The sequence below is a fragment of the Niallia sp. FSL W8-0177 genome, from assembly GCF_038006285.1.
GTDB lineage: Bacteria > Bacillota > Bacilli > Bacillales > Cytobacillaceae > Niallia > Niallia circulans_A.
Genome location: NZ_JBBOUX010000002.1, coordinates 203,004 through 220,859, shown reverse-complemented (window position 1 = coordinate 220,859; position 17,856 = coordinate 203,004). Strand labels below are relative to the sequence as shown.

At 29.2% G+C, this 17,856-nt stretch carries 18 protein-coding genes; 2 read left to right on the top strand and 16 right to left on the bottom strand.

Annotated elements, in window-relative coordinates; genetic code table 11:
* Nucleotides 1-492 precede the first annotated feature (492 nt).
* A complete protein-coding gene (locus NST77_RS25485; protein WP_341123889.1) occupies nucleotides 493-1,146 on the top strand; it encodes a hypothetical protein in 654 nt (217 codons plus the stop codon).
* A 551-nt stretch (nucleotides 1,147-1,697) separates the two neighbouring features.
* Here NST77_RS25485 and NST77_RS25475 read toward each other — a convergent pair.
* From NST77_RS25475 to NST77_RS25450, 6 genes are all read right to left on the bottom strand, one after another.
* Nucleotides 1,698-2,663 carry a DUF3800 domain-containing protein gene (locus NST77_RS25475; protein ID WP_341123888.1) on the bottom strand — a complete coding sequence of 322 codons (966 nt, stop codon included), beginning with the start codon at nucleotides 2,661-2,663 and terminating at the stop codon, nucleotides 1,698-1,700.
* A gap of 434 nt (nucleotides 2,664-3,097) precedes the next feature.
* Complete coding sequence (locus tag NST77_RS25470) at nucleotides 3,098-3,772, bottom strand: hypothetical protein (protein ID WP_341123887.1); 675 nt, start codon at nucleotides 3,770-3,772, stop codon at nucleotides 3,098-3,100.
* A gap of 339 nt (nucleotides 3,773-4,111) precedes the next feature.
* Nucleotides 4,112-4,867 carry a hypothetical protein gene (locus NST77_RS25465; RefSeq protein ID WP_341123886.1) on the bottom strand — a complete coding sequence of 252 codons (756 nt, stop codon included), beginning with the start codon at nucleotides 4,865-4,867 and terminating at the stop codon, nucleotides 4,112-4,114.
* A gap of 189 nt (nucleotides 4,868-5,056) precedes the next feature.
* On the bottom strand, nucleotides 5,057-7,156 hold the full coding sequence (locus NST77_RS25460) for a KAP family P-loop NTPase fold protein (protein ID WP_341123885.1): 2,100 nt from the start codon (nucleotides 7,154-7,156) through the stop codon (nucleotides 5,057-5,059).
* A gap of 229 nt (nucleotides 7,157-7,385) precedes the next feature.
* Entirely contained in the window at nucleotides 7,386-10,523 is a 3,138-nt protein-coding gene (locus NST77_RS25455) for a metallophosphoesterase family protein (protein WP_341123884.1), read from the bottom strand.
* Between the two features lie 775 nt (nucleotides 10,524-11,298).
* Entirely contained in the window at nucleotides 11,299-11,439 is a 141-nt protein-coding gene (locus NST77_RS25450; protein ID WP_341123883.1) for a hypothetical protein, read from the bottom strand.
* Nucleotides 11,440-11,664: 225 nt separating this feature from the next.
* On the opposite strand from NST77_RS25450, the gene NST77_RS25445 reads away from it, so the two are divergent.
* A complete protein-coding gene (locus tag NST77_RS25445) occupies nucleotides 11,665-11,850 on the top strand; it encodes a hypothetical protein (protein WP_341123898.1) in 186 nt (61 codons plus the stop codon).
* A 589-nt stretch (nucleotides 11,851-12,439) separates the two neighbouring features.
* On the opposite strand, the gene NST77_RS25440 is transcribed toward NST77_RS25445, so the two are convergent.
* The 10 genes from NST77_RS25440 to NST77_RS25395 form a co-directional block, all read right to left on the bottom strand.
* Entirely contained in the window at nucleotides 12,440-12,754 is a 315-nt protein-coding gene (locus NST77_RS25440) for a hypothetical protein (RefSeq protein WP_341123882.1), read from the bottom strand.
* Nucleotides 12,755-12,775: 21 nt separating this feature from the next.
* Nucleotides 12,776-14,044, bottom strand: a complete 1,269-nt coding sequence (locus tag NST77_RS25435) for a C40 family peptidase (protein WP_341123881.1) — start codon at nucleotides 14,042-14,044, stop codon at nucleotides 12,776-12,778.
* Nucleotides 14,045-14,148: 104 nt separating this feature from the next.
* Nucleotides 14,149-14,370 carry a hypothetical protein gene (locus NST77_RS25430; RefSeq protein ID WP_341123880.1) on the bottom strand — a complete coding sequence of 74 codons (222 nt, stop codon included), beginning with the start codon at nucleotides 14,368-14,370 and terminating at the stop codon, nucleotides 14,149-14,151.
* 261 nt (nucleotides 14,371-14,631) lie between these two features.
* Nucleotides 14,632-14,913 carry a hypothetical protein gene (locus tag NST77_RS25425; RefSeq protein ID WP_144545662.1) on the bottom strand — a complete coding sequence of 94 codons (282 nt, stop codon included), beginning with the start codon at nucleotides 14,911-14,913 and terminating at the stop codon, nucleotides 14,632-14,634.
* Between the two features lie 15 nt (nucleotides 14,914-14,928).
* Nucleotides 14,929-15,384: a hypothetical protein gene (locus tag NST77_RS25420; protein ID WP_152112338.1), complete on the bottom strand. Its 456-nt coding sequence runs from the start codon at nucleotides 15,382-15,384 to the stop codon at nucleotides 14,929-14,931.
* Between the two features lie 265 nt (nucleotides 15,385-15,649).
* The gene (locus NST77_RS25415; RefSeq protein ID WP_016204214.1) at nucleotides 15,650-15,904 is read right to left on the bottom strand and encodes a hypothetical protein; all 255 of its coding nucleotides are present in this window, start codon (nucleotides 15,902-15,904) and stop codon (nucleotides 15,650-15,652) included.
* Nucleotides 15,905-16,019: 115 nt separating this feature from the next.
* Nucleotides 16,020-16,346, bottom strand: coding sequence for a DUF4257 domain-containing protein (locus tag NST77_RS25410; protein ID WP_016204213.1), 327 nt, complete (start codon nucleotides 16,344-16,346; stop codon nucleotides 16,020-16,022).
* A gap of 295 nt (nucleotides 16,347-16,641) precedes the next feature.
* The gene (locus NST77_RS25405) at nucleotides 16,642-16,887 is read right to left on the bottom strand and encodes a hypothetical protein (RefSeq protein WP_328283185.1); all 246 of its coding nucleotides are present in this window, start codon (nucleotides 16,885-16,887) and stop codon (nucleotides 16,642-16,644) included.
* A 30-nt stretch (nucleotides 16,888-16,917) separates the two neighbouring features.
* The gene (locus tag NST77_RS25400; protein WP_016204211.1) at nucleotides 16,918-17,091 is read right to left on the bottom strand and encodes an aspartyl-phosphate phosphatase Spo0E family protein; all 174 of its coding nucleotides are present in this window, start codon (nucleotides 17,089-17,091) and stop codon (nucleotides 16,918-16,920) included.
* 40 nt (nucleotides 17,092-17,131) lie between these two features.
* On the bottom strand, nucleotides 17,132-17,752 hold the full coding sequence (locus NST77_RS25395) for a thermonuclease family protein (RefSeq protein ID WP_144545656.1): 621 nt from the start codon (nucleotides 17,750-17,752) through the stop codon (nucleotides 17,132-17,134).
* Between the last annotated feature and the right edge of the window lie 104 nt (nucleotides 17,753-17,856).

The following is a 17,856-nucleotide window of genomic DNA, read 5'->3' as shown; positions in this document are numbered from 1 at the left end:
ATAAAGGGGGGCGATTGTTGAATATAAGGACTCGTACTTATATATATCTAATATGTATGAGTCCTTATATTCTCTATATTATTTTAATTTTATTCTTTATGACAGGAAATCTTCTTGCTACAGGTATTCTTCAACAAGTTTCACTAATAACGGCGTCATTAGGAAGATAAGATAATATTATCCTTCGATTAACTTCTATATACAAATAATTCTAATCTATAAAAGGAGCTGATTATCTGCGACTCCTTTTTTTGAGGTAATCAGGTTTTCAGAAGAGATATAGGATATTCCTCTTTCCAAAAATTAAAAATGGCCATAGATTGATTAAAGCTAATAATTAACCTTGCTCTTGTTTTTTCCAATTGTTACTAAACTTCTAGAACAAAAATACGATATAAATATTAGAAGATTTATTAAATTTAAATAAGTATAAATTTATATTGAAAGAGAAAGAAATACATAAATTATTGGTAATAGATTTGAGGGTTAATTATGAATCAGGAACTACTAACAGATTTAGAATTATTAAATAAATTTAAACAGATTAATTTTCATAAGCTTGATAATTTTTTCAGTGACTTTTTTATAGAATATAGTGACTCTATTGAGATTAGGCATTTGAATTTAATGGAGGATTTATATAAAAAATTGAAAAATGCGCCAGTTCCCAATTTTTCAAGATTTGGTATGAAACAGTTTTATCATCGTGAATTTTATTTCGATGATGAAGATTTTTTTAGTTTATATTGGGATATTGAATTAGCTACCAAAATAATAAAAAGGAATAAACTAAAACCAGAGGCTGTACCAGTAAAATATTTACTTGATGGACTAACACAATTAAACCCTTCAAAAGTACAATCTTGCATCAATTTCACAAAAGTTAATCCAATATTTATCGTTGCATATGATCCTCATAATACTGTAATTGTTATCGATGGAAATCATAGAGTCAAAGCACAAGAACTTAAAAGGAATCCATATATTGATGCTTATTTACTAAATGATACCCTTTCAATGGAATGTATGGCAGGAGATATATTTAGATACTTATATGCAGTTCATACAAATGCCACTCTACTAGTTAATTCTATAGAAAACCAATCCTATAATGGTAACCTAGATGATTTATTGATAAAACTCTAACATAATTTATGGTCAACACTTACACTAAAAATTATATTTAAACAAAAAAAACCGAATAGCAATATCTACTGTCCAAATTTGCCAAACCAGGGTGTTGTTGTAAATATCTAAGTCGCCCAGGTCAGAAATTTGATGTTCTCGATTCTCTTATGAAGTAATTGTAAATCGAATAATAAAGTAACTAATACGATAAATGGAGCATGAATAAAGCCATGCTGCCATTTTATCTAACAAAAAGTTGTAATAAGGTAAAGTTGAGGTTATACAAGAAGATAACGGTCATTCATATTTCCACTTTTATGATCCAAATGGTAATTAACTTCAAGTACATTGGTAGGAAGAAAATAAATTTCCTTATTGCATTAACGGGCTCTTTATTTAAATAAAAGGATAAATTAATATTATAAGGTGAAAATAGGAATATTTATTAAAATAATATATTCCATAAATAACAAATATATTTTGTATAACCGAATAGAACAAACATTCGTATAATACAATTTTTACGAATGTTTGTTTACATAATTATATTATTGGCAACATCAAAACAATTAGTTTAATAGATATGTATTACGACCAATTCCATTGATTTGATCTTTATAACCTAATAATTGCCTTAATCGTGTATTGGGATATTGAAGCATAATTCTCAAATCTCTAGTAGATATCTTCGGATACTCCACCAAAATTCTTTGAATTTTAGTCATTTCTTCAATGTCATAATTTGCTTTATGGATAATAAAAGGGGATACGTACTCTGCAATATTAATTGGAGTAAGTTCCTCATTACCAGTCCACTTAAAAAGTCGGATTTGATTTTGAAATCGTATAATATTATCATCAACAGATAAAAAACGATAAATTAAATCACTTTTTACAATCGAATGATCTGAATCTTCAAGGTATCCTTCTTCTAACAGAAATACAACTATCCCCATAAAAGTATCTACAATTTGGAGGGGAATAGACTTTTTAGAATCCTGAGATATTACCTTGTTGACTCTATAGTTTTTATTTCGATATGCTGAATGTGCATTCATTTGTTCAGTTATTTTATCATTAAGAAATAGTTTATCATATTCATCATTGCTATCAATTTTAATCTTAACATTGACAGGGTCAATATTATTACCTATATGAGATAAATCACGCGTTAATCCATAGAAAAGCCGTTCTGGTATTTTAATATAAAATAAGTTTCGGAGTTCACTAGCTGATAAACCAATTTTATCAGCTGCTGAGAATGCATCAGTATTGTTCACTATTAAAATGTTTATTCTAATATTTTCTTTTATAACTGTATGTAACGTTTGTAAGTACTTTTTTATATGTGTATCCTTTGTATATTCTCTAAAATGTAATTCACTATTAGAATTACTGTTCTTAAAAATGACCCTTATTTTTTTTACAAGATTGGCAAGAGCCAAGTCAGTACCACTATATGCACCATAATAAGAAAACTCTTTATTAAATTGATCAATTTTGTTTGATTCATCGAAATATATTAAATAATTCATATAAACACTTCCTAGTGCTATTAATTTGACTTTTAGTACATAAATGTTATAATTACATCATAAATTATATGATATTACTTTCTCCGCTACCGTTTATGTAGAGCTGGTAATATACGCGCAAGAATAGCTTTTCCCCGCTACCGTTTTGGCAGGGCTGAGCTATTTTTTTGTTTTAAATCTATAATTATATTATACCAAACTTACATTTTATCCGTCCACATTCTATTGTTCGTAAAATTTATATTATACGAATAGTTAAAAGTAAAAGATTAAAAGATATTAACCCCCGCTCATTTTATTGTTGTGTAGGAAGGTTCTTATCTTTTATTAAAATTTTATCCTTTATATTTATACTAAATATTAATACTAAGTTATTTATATTATTTCTTCTTCAACTTAAGCATCCTTCTGTGTAAGTACAAAGTTTCATAAATTTATTCTAAGATAAAGCCATTTGTTAACAATTTCCCTAGGTTTATTGTGATTATCTTCTCCTTAGCTGATTCTTTAAATATAAGTAAGATTTCATCTGTACAAATAACTTGTTCTTTTAGAGGAACTATTAGACGAGAATCATTTAGAAGTTCCTTGAGCCTATCTTTGGTAATATTTATCGCTAAGAAAACCCCTTTTTGATATTCATATTTGTTTATAAACTGATCGATTTTCAATATATCTTTTTTCATATCTTTTATAGTAAGGCTAGGGTTGGCTTTAACTTCGATAATTAAGCCATTATTCATTGTATTAGGTTCATGTACTAGGAAGTCAGGATAATATATTTTATCGATACTTTGTACTTCACAATATTCTTCAATTTCACTACCTATTGGCCCTTTGCGGGGTTCACCTTGCAATATCCATTCTTCGGTCAGTTCATTTTGTTTTTGTTCCATTATTTTGCGAAATTGATGATAAAGCTCATAGCAGAATACTCTCTCTTGATGCCTACTCAAATACGGTATTAACTCTTTTCGGTCATCCTGGGATTCAATCTTATTCTCATGATAATTAAGCATAGAATCTATCCAAGCCTTATTTCCATAATAAACGTCTTCGACATTATTGATTGCTTTTCGCAAAAAATCTATATATTTACCAATATGCAAGTAATCATCACTCCTATATTATTTATGTACCAAATTCTTTGTCATAAATTAAGCAGAAGGTTTACTCTTCATTGATTAAATCTATTCTTAAGAAATATTAATAATCTATGAGAGTAGTAATAACTTCTTAATGCACCTTTCCCTTACTCTCATAAGGCAGATTTCACTAGTACATAACTATGCACTTAAAATATTCTTTCTCGTTTTCGACAAATCCCAAATCAGATTCTAATACAAGTTATATTGCGGATAATAGTTTCATTTCACAGAGAGATTTTAATTGTTCGCTATATATTAGAATTGTTTCATTTACCTAGTTATCTATTAATCCAGAATACTTTATTTAAATGTTTTTGGATTCTCTATAAATTCAATTCCAGCTAATTGATAGCGATAGAATGCATTTTGGCCATCCCAACCATTCTGCATATTTGTTGAAGGTAGAGAATTATCTTCTTCCTTTGTCACAGTACAAGTATAGTAATATCTCATTAGCACTTTATAGATTTCATCATAAGTTAATATTTTTTTTCTTGCTTTTTCCACTAGCATATTTAAATAAAGATTTTTGGGTATCATATGTTCAAAAATTAGTTTGACCTTTTCTTTTTGATGCATAAGGAGTAACGCTTGAGGTGTAATAAAGTCAGTCATACTGTATTTGCCATTATACAAGCCTTTCTGACGATGAAAGCTCTCAGTTAGATAGTATAAGTCATCCCCTAACCCTTTAGGACTTAAATGGTGTTGCTTTAATCGTTCATCGCTTATTTGGAGCTTTATGTAAATAATTTGCTCCAAATTTCTGCTTAAAAACTCAATGAATTCTATTCTGGAAAATTCACTTTTTTGGAGCGTATTTAGAGCTACCAGTTGTTGTTCCCTTTTAAGATTAACATCATCACTTAATTTACAAATTTTGTAAACATTTCCATCTGTGTGCATATAACTAATGTTATGCTGAATTCCCTTATTGACGATTGACCAGGGAATCTGTTTTCGACGTAGTTCTGCTTTCATAAAATGTGCTGCCTTTTGAATTGTTGGAAATTGTGCAAGTTTCTCATTATTTTTGAATATAATAACTGCTTTCATGCTAACTCCTTATTTATCATGATTTAGACGTTTATATTAGAGCTATTGAAGCCTCGATAAATATATATAAAAATTATAAAGTAAACCATTCACTTGTTTATTTTGGTAAAAGATAATAAAGGGTAAGATTCTTTAGATCTTATCAATTTTACTGTAAGTTGTTAATCTATTATCCCTCTTACTTTTGATTTATTGAGGATTATTATTAAGCCAAATAAACTGCCTTGCTAGCAATTCGTTTCTTTCGATATCAAAGGATGATGGATACTCCTCGTCATTTGGTAATAAAGGGTATTTATCAAGTAAATGATCAATTATAATTTGTGGGTCTATTAATCTGCAAACTGCCTTATAGTTATCTATTTCAAAATCTCCTCTATTTCTCCCACTGTAGGAAACAGGCGTATATCTTTCTAGGAATTCAAAAACAAAAAATTCATCTTGCTGAAGTTTTTCAATCAAATAGTCCGTAGCTTCATTATCTAAACCGTAGTCATTCCATATAGCAAACATGTATGCTAAATACTCGCTCGCTCCCTTAGTTTTACCGCCATATAACCTACTTGCAATGATTTCTGTTAAATATCTTGCAAGTTCTTTATAGTCGTTTTCAGAAAGTAAATTCTCATGAGTGAAATTTTTATTATTTTCTTTTTCTGGATTTAATAATATAAATGTTTCGATAGAAAAATCTAAATTATCTATACTCTTTAAAATATATCTACAAATAGAAAGTCTTAACTCACTGTCTTTAACAGAAGAAATACACCCAACAATTACATATGCCGCATTACCAAACTTAGTATTTCGCATAAATCCGTCAATTATTGGCAAATCATTTGATATATTAGCTAAAGCTAAGGCGATATGTTTAACCTGATTAATCGTGAACCATCTAGTCTTGCGTCTTAATTTAGTCATTATTGATTCCCTATTTTGTTCGGTAATTATCTTATTAAATTTTTCTTTAACTTTTATTTCATTTAAACTATCAGCAATTTTTAGCAAGTCATCCAGAACCATATCTGAAATATCTTTATTATTTACTGAGTATGAAAAATATCTTTGGAAATAGTCTTTTGCAGAAATTCTTTGTTTTAAACTCAATTGATCTTCTTCTTCACCAATAGAAAAGATTGTATAGATACTATTCAACTGGGGAAACAAGTATTTTAATAGATTCAACATTCCTTCAAATTCTTCATTATCTAGACCTTTTAAAGCTTCCTTAATTCTTTGAACTTTTTCTTCTTTATCTGTTTCTGAACTAGTGTTTTCAGATAAAAACAAATCTTGGTTATCCCTTATGAAGGAATAGATTATTGGAGTAAAAACTCTTATCCCTTCAATTAGCATTAAATCAACTACATTCACTTCACCTTTAAGTAAAGGTAATGAAAAGGTAAGAATATTCCCATATAATTTTGCTTGCCTTGGAGTACGAAGAAATAACTCCAAACTAGTTGTAAAGTAATGATAAAATTCCTCTTTTTCACTATAACTTAAGTCTATCTTATTTTTTTCAAGAATATGTTTTAGTTCATTCAAACAGTAATCCCTTAAATTTTCTAAATCTGCTGCTGGTAATTGTAATGGAACTTGTATGATTTTTTCTAAGAAAGAGGCTCCTGTGAAACTGCTGCTATAAGAATATTTATCTTGCAATGCTGAGGTTACAACCTCTTTATCAAAGGCAAGCACATATGCTGTATATTTAAAATCAGCAGTCAATTTAATAAGTCTAAATAAGGAATGTATTTCATTTTTATCTAAACGGTCTATATCATCTACTAACACAACAACTCTTATCTGCTCCTTATTCAGCTTTTCTTCTAGTCTAGTTTTAAGTTTATCTAAATTAACCCCGTTAGCTAAAAATGGGCTTACACCTTCAGCTATAGTATTAAAACCAGTAGCTTTTGCTATGGGAATACCATATGTATTAATTAGATTAGATATTTTATCCTTTTTTGTTTCTAAAGAGCTATCAATTGCGTCTGCTAAATAGTTAAAAAAGTTTATTAGCATCGTTTCTTCTGTTCCAAACCTCCATGGATTAAACTTTAGACATACTATTTCAGTATATGGTTTTAATTCATTTTCTATGAAGTTGAACACCGATGTTTTACCTTCACCCCAAGCTCCATTTATTCCTATAACAATACTACTTGGGTCAGTCCTTCCAGATATAACTTCAGCAATTCTCTTTGCAAATGGATACCTATTAAATTTATCTTCACTCAAGTCCATTATTGGTGCATCTGAAGAGTAATTATTAGTGTCTTCCAATATATCATCCCCCGAATAATTTAATTACTATATTTTGATTTTTGCCTAGGTGGTATCTAATTAAGGTAATATCATAAAGCCTTAGAATTAGAGCTAGTAAAAAGGTCAACCAATAACTGGTTAACCTTTTATACTAACTCGTCGTTTAATTGACAATAACCAATATAATATATTCTGGATAACATTCTCGTTTAGATTATTACGCACATACTTTATAGAAATTGAATTTTTATCTTAATACACTATTTTCTGCAGTAGTAATTCTATACATACTTTGAGGCTTATACTGGATTCCAACGCTAGAACAAATTTTTTGTTGTTCCTTAAAATCAGTTTTAAACATATACAGATGTCTTTTTACAAAATCTCTTAATAAATCTTGACCAATTTTATTATCGTTTAATAATTTATATAGATTTTTTATATCATCATATGGAAATTGATCATAATGTTCAAGTTTAATTGCGGCATTTATCAATCTTGCAGAATTAATATCTAGAACATCTTCAACTTTTCTTAATGTTTCATCTAACTCCTTAGATCCGACAGATAAAGAAACCTTCATTATTGTACCGCTAATAACTAATTTTGACATATTATATAAGATTCTTTTGGATCGCTTTGTAATTTCTTCATTTGATAAATTTGCATCTCCCTCTTTAGATATTATTAAATCTGTAATGAATTCAATTAAACTATCTTTATTATTTTTTAAATCCCCAATTATAGAGTTAGCTGTTCTTAAACCGATTGTGAAGGCTTCGCTACATAGGTTTTTCTTTTCTTCGCCCTTCATAGATCCATAATAATTCTTTAAAATTTGGCCAATTAATTCAATCATTTTAAATGCTTTATTCATTTCATTTATAATTTGAAGCTGATGGTTTTCAACATCCTCTTCTGATTCCTCATTGAAGTCATCTTCTGATTCATCTATTTTTGAGTCATATAAATTATCCGCACTTTTATTAACTTCATAACGGTTCGTTTTTACATCAATATCATGAATTACCATTGCTGGAATTGAATCCATAAAATCATTAATAATGCTAACATCTTCATCAAGTCTTAATTCAGTTAACGATTCAAAAATACCTTTTGCAGCCTCTTTCACTCTGAACATTATGGATGAATCTTTAGATAAATGAACTAAGAACATTAATATATTTGCATTTTTTTCTACATATAAATTCTTGCAAAGATTTGCAATGATTTTTTGCTCTTCTTCCTCTTTAACATTCTTTGCTAGATATTGAGCTATAAAATAATAATATATGTAAGAATAAGAAAACCTAAATCCGTCATTATGACTTTCCAGAATTTTTGCTCCTAACAATTTTTGCTTATAAATTGTAAATGGCAGTTGCTCATTCGTTAAATCATATTCTAATCTATATTTATCATGAAATTTGTCCCATTCAAGTGGTTTTATTTTCTTTAACTTGAATTTATAAAAGTAAAATGCTAATTCCGTCAAATAATTATTCATCGTTTCAATATCTTTGTTTTGTATCTGTATTTTCATCAATGCTTGCTTAATTAAGACTTCATAATAATAACCATTTGTGCTTTTATCTAAGTTATGTTCTTTACCACTTTCAAAGGTCTGCAGCATAACTAATATATATAACGGAAAAGTAGGAATGTAATTTGAACCAATAACCGAATTTACCATTTTTTCAAATTGATCAATTATGCGGATTTCTTGTTCCTCATTCAAGCTCTCTTCCTGACCTAATTTTACCCATTTACCAATCAACTCAGCTCTTTTTACATATCCAAACTCCGATAATTTAAACTGTCTTATCTTCAAATTTTCTATTGTTGTTGTTCTTAATTGCAGCATTTCTTTAATATTTGAAACTGAATCAGAAAAAAACACAATGTTATTAAACCACTTATTAGCATATTCTAAAAATTTTGTTTTCAATTTATCATTCAATGCTGCCTTCTGCCAATTATCAATGATTAAAACTCTATCATTTCTTTTTAATTGTAAATAACGTTCATAATTGCTTTTTCCGTATGTATCCCATACTGGTTCTTTCAGTAACTTTATCATATCTTTAATAAGTGCAGGTTTAATTCCTTGACCATCAATAAGAAGCGGATAATATCCTAGTTGATAAAATTCATTAAAGTACTTCTTGGATAACGTCGTTTTTCCTGATTCCTTTTCTCCAGTAATAAAAAAGTGTGTACTTGTATTTAGTTCACTCAATATGTGATCAGCATTTTTTTGTGATGTTACCTCATTATTCTTTTCTTGATAAAGCAACTCTTTCATATGTGGATAAACATAAATATCACTAATACTTACGTCCTCTACTCTGGGATGAGTAAGCGGAATTTGCAAATTGTTTATTTGATTTAAATAACGATCTGTAGGTTCTAATATTTCTGAATTATTACCTTTAACTGAGTGATTGTACTGCAAAGTGTTCTCCCAATCAGTTTCCATAATTCTTGAATAAATATCACCCTTCCAACCAATACAGACAACCTTTTGATGTTGATTTTCTAAATTAAAATGAATTACATTATAAGATGAGATACTATCGTCCCAATTCTCTTGAAGCGCTCCTCCTTCATGGTACTGAATTTTTCTTTTATTCCAATATTCAACAGTACTATTTTCCCCCGCATGTTCATGACCGCTTAATATAATATCTGAAGAATTTTCAATTGATTTACGAAATGCTTTTCTATTATCAGGGTCTAACCAGTTATCAGGATGATGTATTAAAGTTATATTTACATCTCCTAAATTATCTTCTATAGAATCTAACATATTTATAGGAAATATCATTTTCCCTGGATTTTCTTGTAATTCTGAAATCCATGAATTATTAATAAGATTAAAACAAATTTTTTTATTTTCTAAGATTAGAGTTACTTTTTCAAATAATTCATTTTTATATACTAATTTACAATTTTTCCAATCCTGATGAAATATCTCTTTAAATTCTTCGAAATATTTCTGCTGTTTTATCATTTTTATAATTGATTCTTCAATTGGAGAATCTTTCTTTTTTCTTACATCTTCTATGAGTATTTTGCGAGGTTTTTCAAATTCTTTATTGCTAAAATCACAATCATGGTTTCCTGGTATAAATAAAAACTCAACTTCTTTATTTAATTCATCATATATCTCTTGTTTTAAGTTATCAAAAAAGGAAAATGCCTTATTATAATATTGATCTTGCAAACCTGAATAAGCTATATCACCAGTAACACAACATACTATATAATCCGAATCTCTTAAGTTTGAAATTACAGATCTATAAAATTTGTCCAGCTTATCCTCAAGGGAATTATGCTCATTTTTAAAGTGTATATCTGAAATATGTAAAATTGTAAATATCATGAATTCACCCACCCTTTTATATAATCTCTTGAACTATCTCTAACCATTACAAAAGTTCTCCATTATCCTTTAATATAAGGAAATTACTTATCAATAATTTGATATTCTCTCTATTTTAAGTACTTTCGATAACACTAACCACTTCCTTTGTTGTCTTTGACATGTAAGTCGAATCCACCAAAATAATTTAAAGATTTATCATCTAATTTTTCTATTCAAATTATTAAGTGATTAAATAGAGGATTGGACATGTTTTTTATAAAAAAATACTTGGATTAAAAGAACGATTGAAAAATACATTAAAATCCTTTAGAACACCAAAGAACAGCAGTCTCAGAGAATTTATTATTATAATTTCATTGCTCTCTTCGCTGCTTCATTAGCCTCACGTTGCTTTAAATTTCCCTGTTGACTCTGTTGTGTATTAATATTATATTAAGCCTGTTTACCTGCAAGTTTCCAAGCATAATCAGCTTCTTAAAATTAAGTATATTATACCATGTTCCATACTAATAAATGGAAGATTACTTACTAGTTTTTCCTATATACATATATTCTTTTTAAAATCTTTGTTTTCTTTTAACTTTTGAAATATTCCTCTTGTATAAATTGTAACTTTCACTTTTCTAGATAGATATTTCCCATACCTCTCCTCCTTCAATAGATAGAAAAATTATAGAAACACGATGAGAATAATTTCCCCTCTACTAATTAATTTATTTTCTACTATTGTATATTATTATTTATTGAAGGTAGTGTTCTTGTACAGCTAAAGTTAGTCAACATTTACTTCGATAAAAATTGTAGTAGTTAAAATGCCCTCTGCAGCAGTAAACGGTAAAGCTATAAACACACCATATGAACCCCATTCCGAAGGAGCATCATATAATTTCATAGAAGCATGAAAAATTATCAAATTAAAGGTCAAAGTTATCCACTTCTTACTTGGCATATAACGGGTACAAATCCGGAAAGATATGGTTATCGATATTTAACTTGCAAAATGCCCTAAAGAAGAAACCGAAACATAAGAAATAAAGAAATGAGGTTATAAATGATGAAGATAGAATGGAAAAAAGAAACTATTATTTTTTAAACTTGAAGAGAATCAGAGGTATGGGCTGATACTTTAGCAAACGAAATACATGGTAGAACAATAAATGGATATATAACACCAGATTATAAAATAGCATATGCTCTTTCATTTTTTCTAGCTTCTAATCCTGATTATGTTGTTCATACAGAAAAGAGTTTCAATATTCATCCAGGATTAAAGGTAGAGGATTCATTTATTTATAAAGTTTGGGTAACTTTTAATAGTAAATAAATCATATATGAGGTGAATCTATATGATTAATACCTACTGAAAGCTTCTACATGTCAGCAAAAAATTTAGATTTTCTTTCATTCATTTATTTTTTGACGCTTTAACTTTTTTCAATTTAGTTTACTTCATTGGAAAATACATTGAAAAAACTTCTTGGATAATTAAAGGAAATTACTACTTAAATTCTCCATATTGAACATGGATTTGTAATATCGTATGTTGAAAAGAAACTCAAAAATGGAATTTTTATCTGTTTTCGAGTTTCTTCTCTTTAAAGCATCTAAATTTCCTCGTTCGTAGTAACATTTAGTTTTTTTAATAGTTAGTGTTACTTCTTTTACAAACGATATTTAGTTATTCAACACTTAGAAAAAACAATGAAAAGTTAAGTAATAAAATTTATGCAAATTTTGTTGCTTCCCAAGTACTTCTCACTGTAATTATAAATTTATAGATGAATGATTAAACAAAATCAATAGTAATTAAAATAGTCTTTTATTAATTATTTTTTTATGGGTGGAGGGTAGAAATATAATGAGATTTATCAACCTCATTGTATTTAAAAATTTTTAGAATTCATAGCTATCTTCTATGTTTGCATTTCATATATGTCTTCGCTACAAGTTAAACAGCTTCCATAAGCATCAGGTTTCACCCCTTTAAATGTCAGTCTTGCAGAGACTTCAATAGCAGAGATTTTAGATTTGCAAGGAATGTAATTAACTATACATCCTCCAATTTGACAATAGGAAGTTTGAACAATCCATCCTAATTCCCCATCATATAAAACATCAAAGACATATTGTTTTGATTCAATTATCAACTGAATTTGATTCTCTATTCTTACTATTTCATTTGCTAATTTCTTTGCATTATCTATCATTTTGCTATTTTTACTATCCATTTCCCATTCCTCCTCATATAATTAATGGGAAATTCTTTTAACTCTTCCATTAAACTTTTGATTCCAATAGCCATTAGACATATCTGCAATTGCAACTCCGGTAGAGCTTTGGGCGCCGATGAATTTCCCTTCTCCTAAATAAATCCCAACATGCCCATCTTTTTTATAAGTATCAAAGAATACGAGATCTCCTGGTTTAGCAGCTTCATAATTAACCGCATTCCCCATTTCTTTAAGAGTGTCTGTTGTCACTCCGGTTCTATTGCCTAAGGTTACTCCAACTTGTTCAAATGCCCAATGAACAAAGCTAGAACAATCAAAATACCCTCTACTTATATCCTCTTTGCTCCTTCCTCCTCCAAATACGTAATAAGAATTATTTATCCACTTATATCCTACTGTTGTAACATCAATCCCACTATTATTATTGATATTTAGATCGATTGTAGATATGTCCTTTTGGAACTTAAAGCTCTCTGCTAACTTTATAACTTTATCAACATACCAATCTGCATGGTTATAGGCCCATATTGCCTTCTCTTTGTTATTTTCAAATCCATGAGAAGCTAAGTAATACGCTGCGCTTGCAATGCTGTCCGCTGGATTCCACGGGTCTGCTTTTCCATCATTATTAGCATCAATTCCAAACCCGTTTCCTCTTTTTATGGTTTCTAAATCGGTGATGTCTATATCTTCAGCTACTAATCCTCCACCAATATCGTACTTAGATCCTACCCATGAAGAAGGCATAAATTGCATAGGTCCTATGGCTCCAACACTGGATTCCATGGAAATATGAGTGGAAAAGGAGGTTTCTACAGCATGTATAGCCGCTAAGTAATACCATGGTATGTTATATGTCTGTTCACCATAAAGATAATATGGCATATATTCTTCTGGTACCTCTTTAGATGATGTAATGCTTTTTTGGTAAAAATCACTTTCAAATCGTTCTCCATTTACCCTGGCATTTTCATTAGTAATAGCGGCTTCAATCATCTCTTTATCCTTTGATAAAGTTTTGCTTTTTAATTCTAATTTTTCTTTTTTTTCTTTATAAGTATCCTCTTTTTCCTTCAATGCATCTATTAACTTACTGGAAGCTTCCTGTTGTTGTTGCAATTGTTCATTCAAATCGCTAAATTCATTGAGTAATGTTTGTTTTTCCATTAAATACGTAAAATCTCTGTTCAAATCTTCTACGAAATTAAAGTTCTTTACGTTCTTCTTTATAATAATATCTTCATTTATCCCGGCAAAATTATCCGAAAGAAAGGGTAGATCATTCACCGAACTTTTCTTTTTTTCCCGATATTCATGTTCTTTCGCGGCCAGTTCATCTTTAACTTTTTTTACCTGCTTTTTATTTAAGTCTATTGCTGTTTTTAAATGATTTAGTTGCCTTTTTTTAAAACTAATTCATTTTGGGTTATATTTATAGCCTTATCCATCTTTACAATTTGTTCTTTCAAATTTTTATTATATTCATCAATCGAATCAATCGTTGTTATTTCTTTTTCACTCTCATTTGCAGCAACATGGATTGGTCCATTTATCAACCCTATGGATAACCCAATAGCAGAAAGAAAAGTGATACTTTTAATTTTACTACTCATTTTAACCCTCCCCAAAAAATAACCCCAAGAATACATAGAAATGAATGTCTCTCTATGAATCTTGGGGTTATCCCATTTGAATTTTCAATTTGTTCAACATATTCATGTATTAACACTTTAAATAATCAATTAAAATTAGGATTAATTGAGGTAATGCTAGCACAATGCCCATATTCAGACCAAAAAGTACTTTTCCTATACACATTTACTTCTCACTCTCTATCAAACCTTTGTTAAATCAAGTGATTACTTTCTCAAACATTACTCTTTGGTAGATAAAGCTACTGCTAGAATCCCCAAATACCCTTTTGTCGAGCTATTTCTTTTTTGAATACGGTTTATCATCTCAACAAGCGTTTTTTTCTCTTCTCTACTACTTTTTTCTATAATTAATTCTGCTAATTCTTTACTCTCAATTTTTTTTTTAATAAAGGGTATTTCAATATATTCATATTTACTTAATTCATATCTAATTACCATATCTGTATAATCTGTAGGAAATTGAATAAAGTCGTTTTTAACTAATTCTGAAGATAGAGACATTTGTTTCTAAGCCCCCTATTCTACTTCAGCAATTGTGTCATTAATCGCATTTGCAAATTCTTGTAAATTCCCTCTTTCCAGTATAGAAATCTCAATAGGTAAAGCTACCCCTCCATTATTCGATACATTTAACGAACAAGTATAACTGTTAAACAAGGGAACAATACCGATAAGAATAAGGACTAATCCTATGAAAAAATCACCATTAACAAAAGAAGGAAGTCCTAATATGAATGTAAAAAACAGACCAAACAAAAATCTCTTTAGATGAAATTTTGTTGATGTTGAAACACTAGCTATGTTCTTTAAGGACATAGTAACTTCATTTTTTCCTATAGGCATTAAACCTAAAACGGTATTGCGATCATACCCTTTAAACCGTTTATTAGTTAATAATAAATCTGTTGTTAACCATCTTAATAAAACATTCGTACAGTATGTGCCTTCTTTCAGTTTTTTCTCTCTTTCCATGACGCTTTTTCTCCTTTCAACAAAAAAATCCCCCTAGAATAAGACATACAGTTTATATGTCTTCATCTAGGGGGATTCCCTCTTCGTTATTTATATAGGTAAATTATAGCAACCATATAACGAAAAGTCTAGTTGTTATTAATTTTCATTAATTAAATGTTCCTTTATCCTATAAGCACTTTTATTTTCTTATTTTCATAAGAATCGTGCTTATGTACTTATCAAAAACAAAACAAAAAGAAGAGATTATTAATCTCTTCTCTGTTCAGTAAGATGATACTTTTCTTAATCGCTTAGGGGATCTTCTATGAAATATCCTTCTATCTTCCTGTAAGGAAGCTGCTTGCTCTTTATTTGAACCTATTGATTCATAATATCTTTTTTTAGCTTCATTAAAAATCTCTTCTATAGCCTTAGTTATCTTATCCATTTGGCGTTCAGTAATACAATCGTCTAACTCTACCATTAAATCATTAACTTGTTTTTTTTCTTCTTCCGTTAGGATATCATTCAGTTTCATGATTTCTCTCCTCTCGTCTATCTTACCTCGACTATATTCTATGCTCTTCTGCACTATACTACGATTATTGTTATAAATATTATAACATATCGAAATCATGTTGAAAAAATAAACACTACAGATCCTGATTTATCTTTCTGTTTATTTCCTCTATTCTGCTTTCCTTCTTTGATTGAAGTGATTCTTCAACTTTAATAATTGCATTTTCACCTACATATCCACCTAAGATTGATGTTAAAATTACTCGTTCCGTTCCATTTGGATCACTGAATAAAATCGTAACAATAGCTCCAACAGCTCCAAAACAACCATCCAATAAGAAACCCGGATAGAATGTAAGTTTATTATTCCTCGGTTTTTTTATTGTCCCATACCTCTTTGCGTGAGTTAAAACTCCCATACCAAATCCAATACAACCAGCCAAAATTATTTTATTTAACATGCCTATTCACCTCTCTTGAAAAATTTGCGCAAACACAAAAAAGCCTTTGAGGCAATAGACAATAAATACATGCGTTACATGTATTATGCCTATTAGCCCAAAGGCTGCGTGTTTATTAGTTAAGACGCTAATCCTAAATAGGATTGCCAAAAAAGAAAAAAGAAAAAAAGGTTATACATTTATTATACGATTTTCTTTCTTATAACACTACACAATTTAAAAAGAGATAGTAAACCTATCCCTTTTACTAGATATAAATTTTCAAGTCTAAGAATTTTTATTATTTGATCACTTCTCACCATAAATTAAAATCCACATAATTTTTTGCTGACTTTAATGTAGAAAATATTAGTCGTACGTCTCCCGCTTCTTCTAATGGAACGTACTCTCCTCCTATAAATGGATAAAACATACCAATTATCCAACCGTCCCCATCTGGATTTTCTAGAACCAGATACTTAGGTATTTCATCACCATAATAAGTAATTGTTTTATGATAGCTAAAGAATCTATTAACGTCTTCTTCTCTCCAATCTATCATTATGTCCCCTCCTAAACTATTCTTACCCTCTTAACAAATTCTAACTTCTACCGATTCATTTTGGTTCATTTGCTGATATCTTAGTATTAATTCATCTAACTCTTTACTCTTCTTTATTGCTTCGGGAGAATTAAATCCCTCTGAGAATGCAATTTTTAACATTTCTTCTCTTACCCGCTCTATTTGATCTCTTAGTTTATACATGAGTATTCCTCCAATTTTATTGTTTTAGAATATCTTTGTATTACTTAACAAAACCATTTAAGTCAGTATCTGCATAACCAGGGATGCTCCAAATATTTAATTGTTTTTCTTTTGCTATATTTTCTGCATCCTTATAGACATCAATAAATTCATATTCATCAAATAAGTAAGCTAATTTAACATATCCCTCTTTTAATAAATATGACTGAATACTAATTTGATCTAAAAAGACATGCGCCAAAATTCTTCCGTACTTATCCTTTTCATCAGCATTAGGATCCAATTGATAGGTAATTTCCTTTCCTTCTATAAGGTTAGCCAGATATTCCTTACCTTCTTGTCCAAATGGCTCATTCTTCCCTTTTGTAATTTCAGGTCCATTTATTCCGATTAACCTCAAAGCGGTATACTTATCTGCTTCCAAAACTAAAGTGTCAGCATCTATCACTTTTTTTACTATAGCTTTGTGTTTTTCTGTTTTAATATCAGCTGCCTTTTCACTAGAACGATTGACATCATTAAAGTACTTCTTAAACGAAATCTCCTTTTCTACCTGATTATCAGTCTTGTAGTTCTCTTTAGACTGGTATGTAACTAGGCTATCTGTTGAACATCCACTTAATAAAAATAAAATAAATAAAGTGGAAATAATCTTTTTCATCTAAACCCCTCATTTCCAAAAAAGAGAGCACTCCAATATACTAAGACTTTACTTAGTAATTGGGGTGCTCCCATTTCTCAATATATTATATTCACTCTTCTAAT

What these genes read in the sequence shown, in the direction of transcription:
- NST77_RS25485 (WP_341123889.1), top strand. Translation starts at nt 493, where the DNA reads ATGAATCAGGAACTACTAACAGATTTAGAATTATTAAATAAATTTAAA.
- NST77_RS25475 (WP_341123888.1), bottom strand. Translation starts at nt 2,663, where the DNA reads ATGAATTATTTAATATATTTCGATGAATCAAACAAAATTGATCAATTT.
- NST77_RS25465 (WP_341123886.1), bottom strand. Translation starts at nt 4,867, where the DNA reads ATGAAAGCAGTTATTATATTCAAAAATAATGAGAAACTTGCACAATTT.
- NST77_RS25455 (WP_341123884.1), bottom strand. Translation starts at nt 10,523, where the DNA reads ATGATATTTACAATTTTACATATTTCAGATATACACTTTAAAAATGAG.
- NST77_RS25440 (WP_341123882.1), bottom strand. Translation starts at nt 12,754, where the DNA reads ATGGATAGTAAAAATAGCAAAATGATAGATAATGCAAAGAAATTAGCA.
- NST77_RS25430 (WP_341123880.1), bottom strand. Translation starts at nt 14,370, where the DNA reads ATGAGTAGTAAAATTAAAAGTATCACTTTTCTTTCTGCTATTGGGTTA.
- NST77_RS25425 (WP_144545662.1), bottom strand. Translation starts at nt 14,913, where the DNA reads ATGTCTCTATCTTCAGAATTAGTTAAAAACGACTTTATTCAATTTCCT.
- NST77_RS25420 (WP_152112338.1), bottom strand. Translation starts at nt 15,384, where the DNA reads ATGGAAAGAGAGAAAAAACTGAAAGAAGGCACATACTGTACGAATGTT.
- NST77_RS25415 (WP_016204214.1), bottom strand. Translation starts at nt 15,904, where the DNA reads ATGAAACTGAATGATATCCTAACGGAAGAAGAAAAAAAACAAGTTAAT.
- NST77_RS25410 (WP_016204213.1), bottom strand. Translation starts at nt 16,346, where the DNA reads ATGTTAAATAAAATAATTTTGGCTGGTTGTATTGGATTTGGTATGGGA.
- NST77_RS25405 (WP_328283185.1), bottom strand. Translation starts at nt 16,887, where the DNA reads ATGATAGATTGGAGAGAAGAAGACGTTAATAGATTCTTTAGCTATCAT.
- NST77_RS25400 (WP_016204211.1), bottom strand. Translation starts at nt 17,091, where the DNA reads ATGTATAAACTAAGAGATCAAATAGAGCGGGTAAGAGAAGAAATGTTA.
- NST77_RS25395 (WP_144545656.1), bottom strand. Translation starts at nt 17,752, where the DNA reads ATGAAAAAGATTATTTCCACTTTATTTATTTTATTTTTATTAAGTGGA.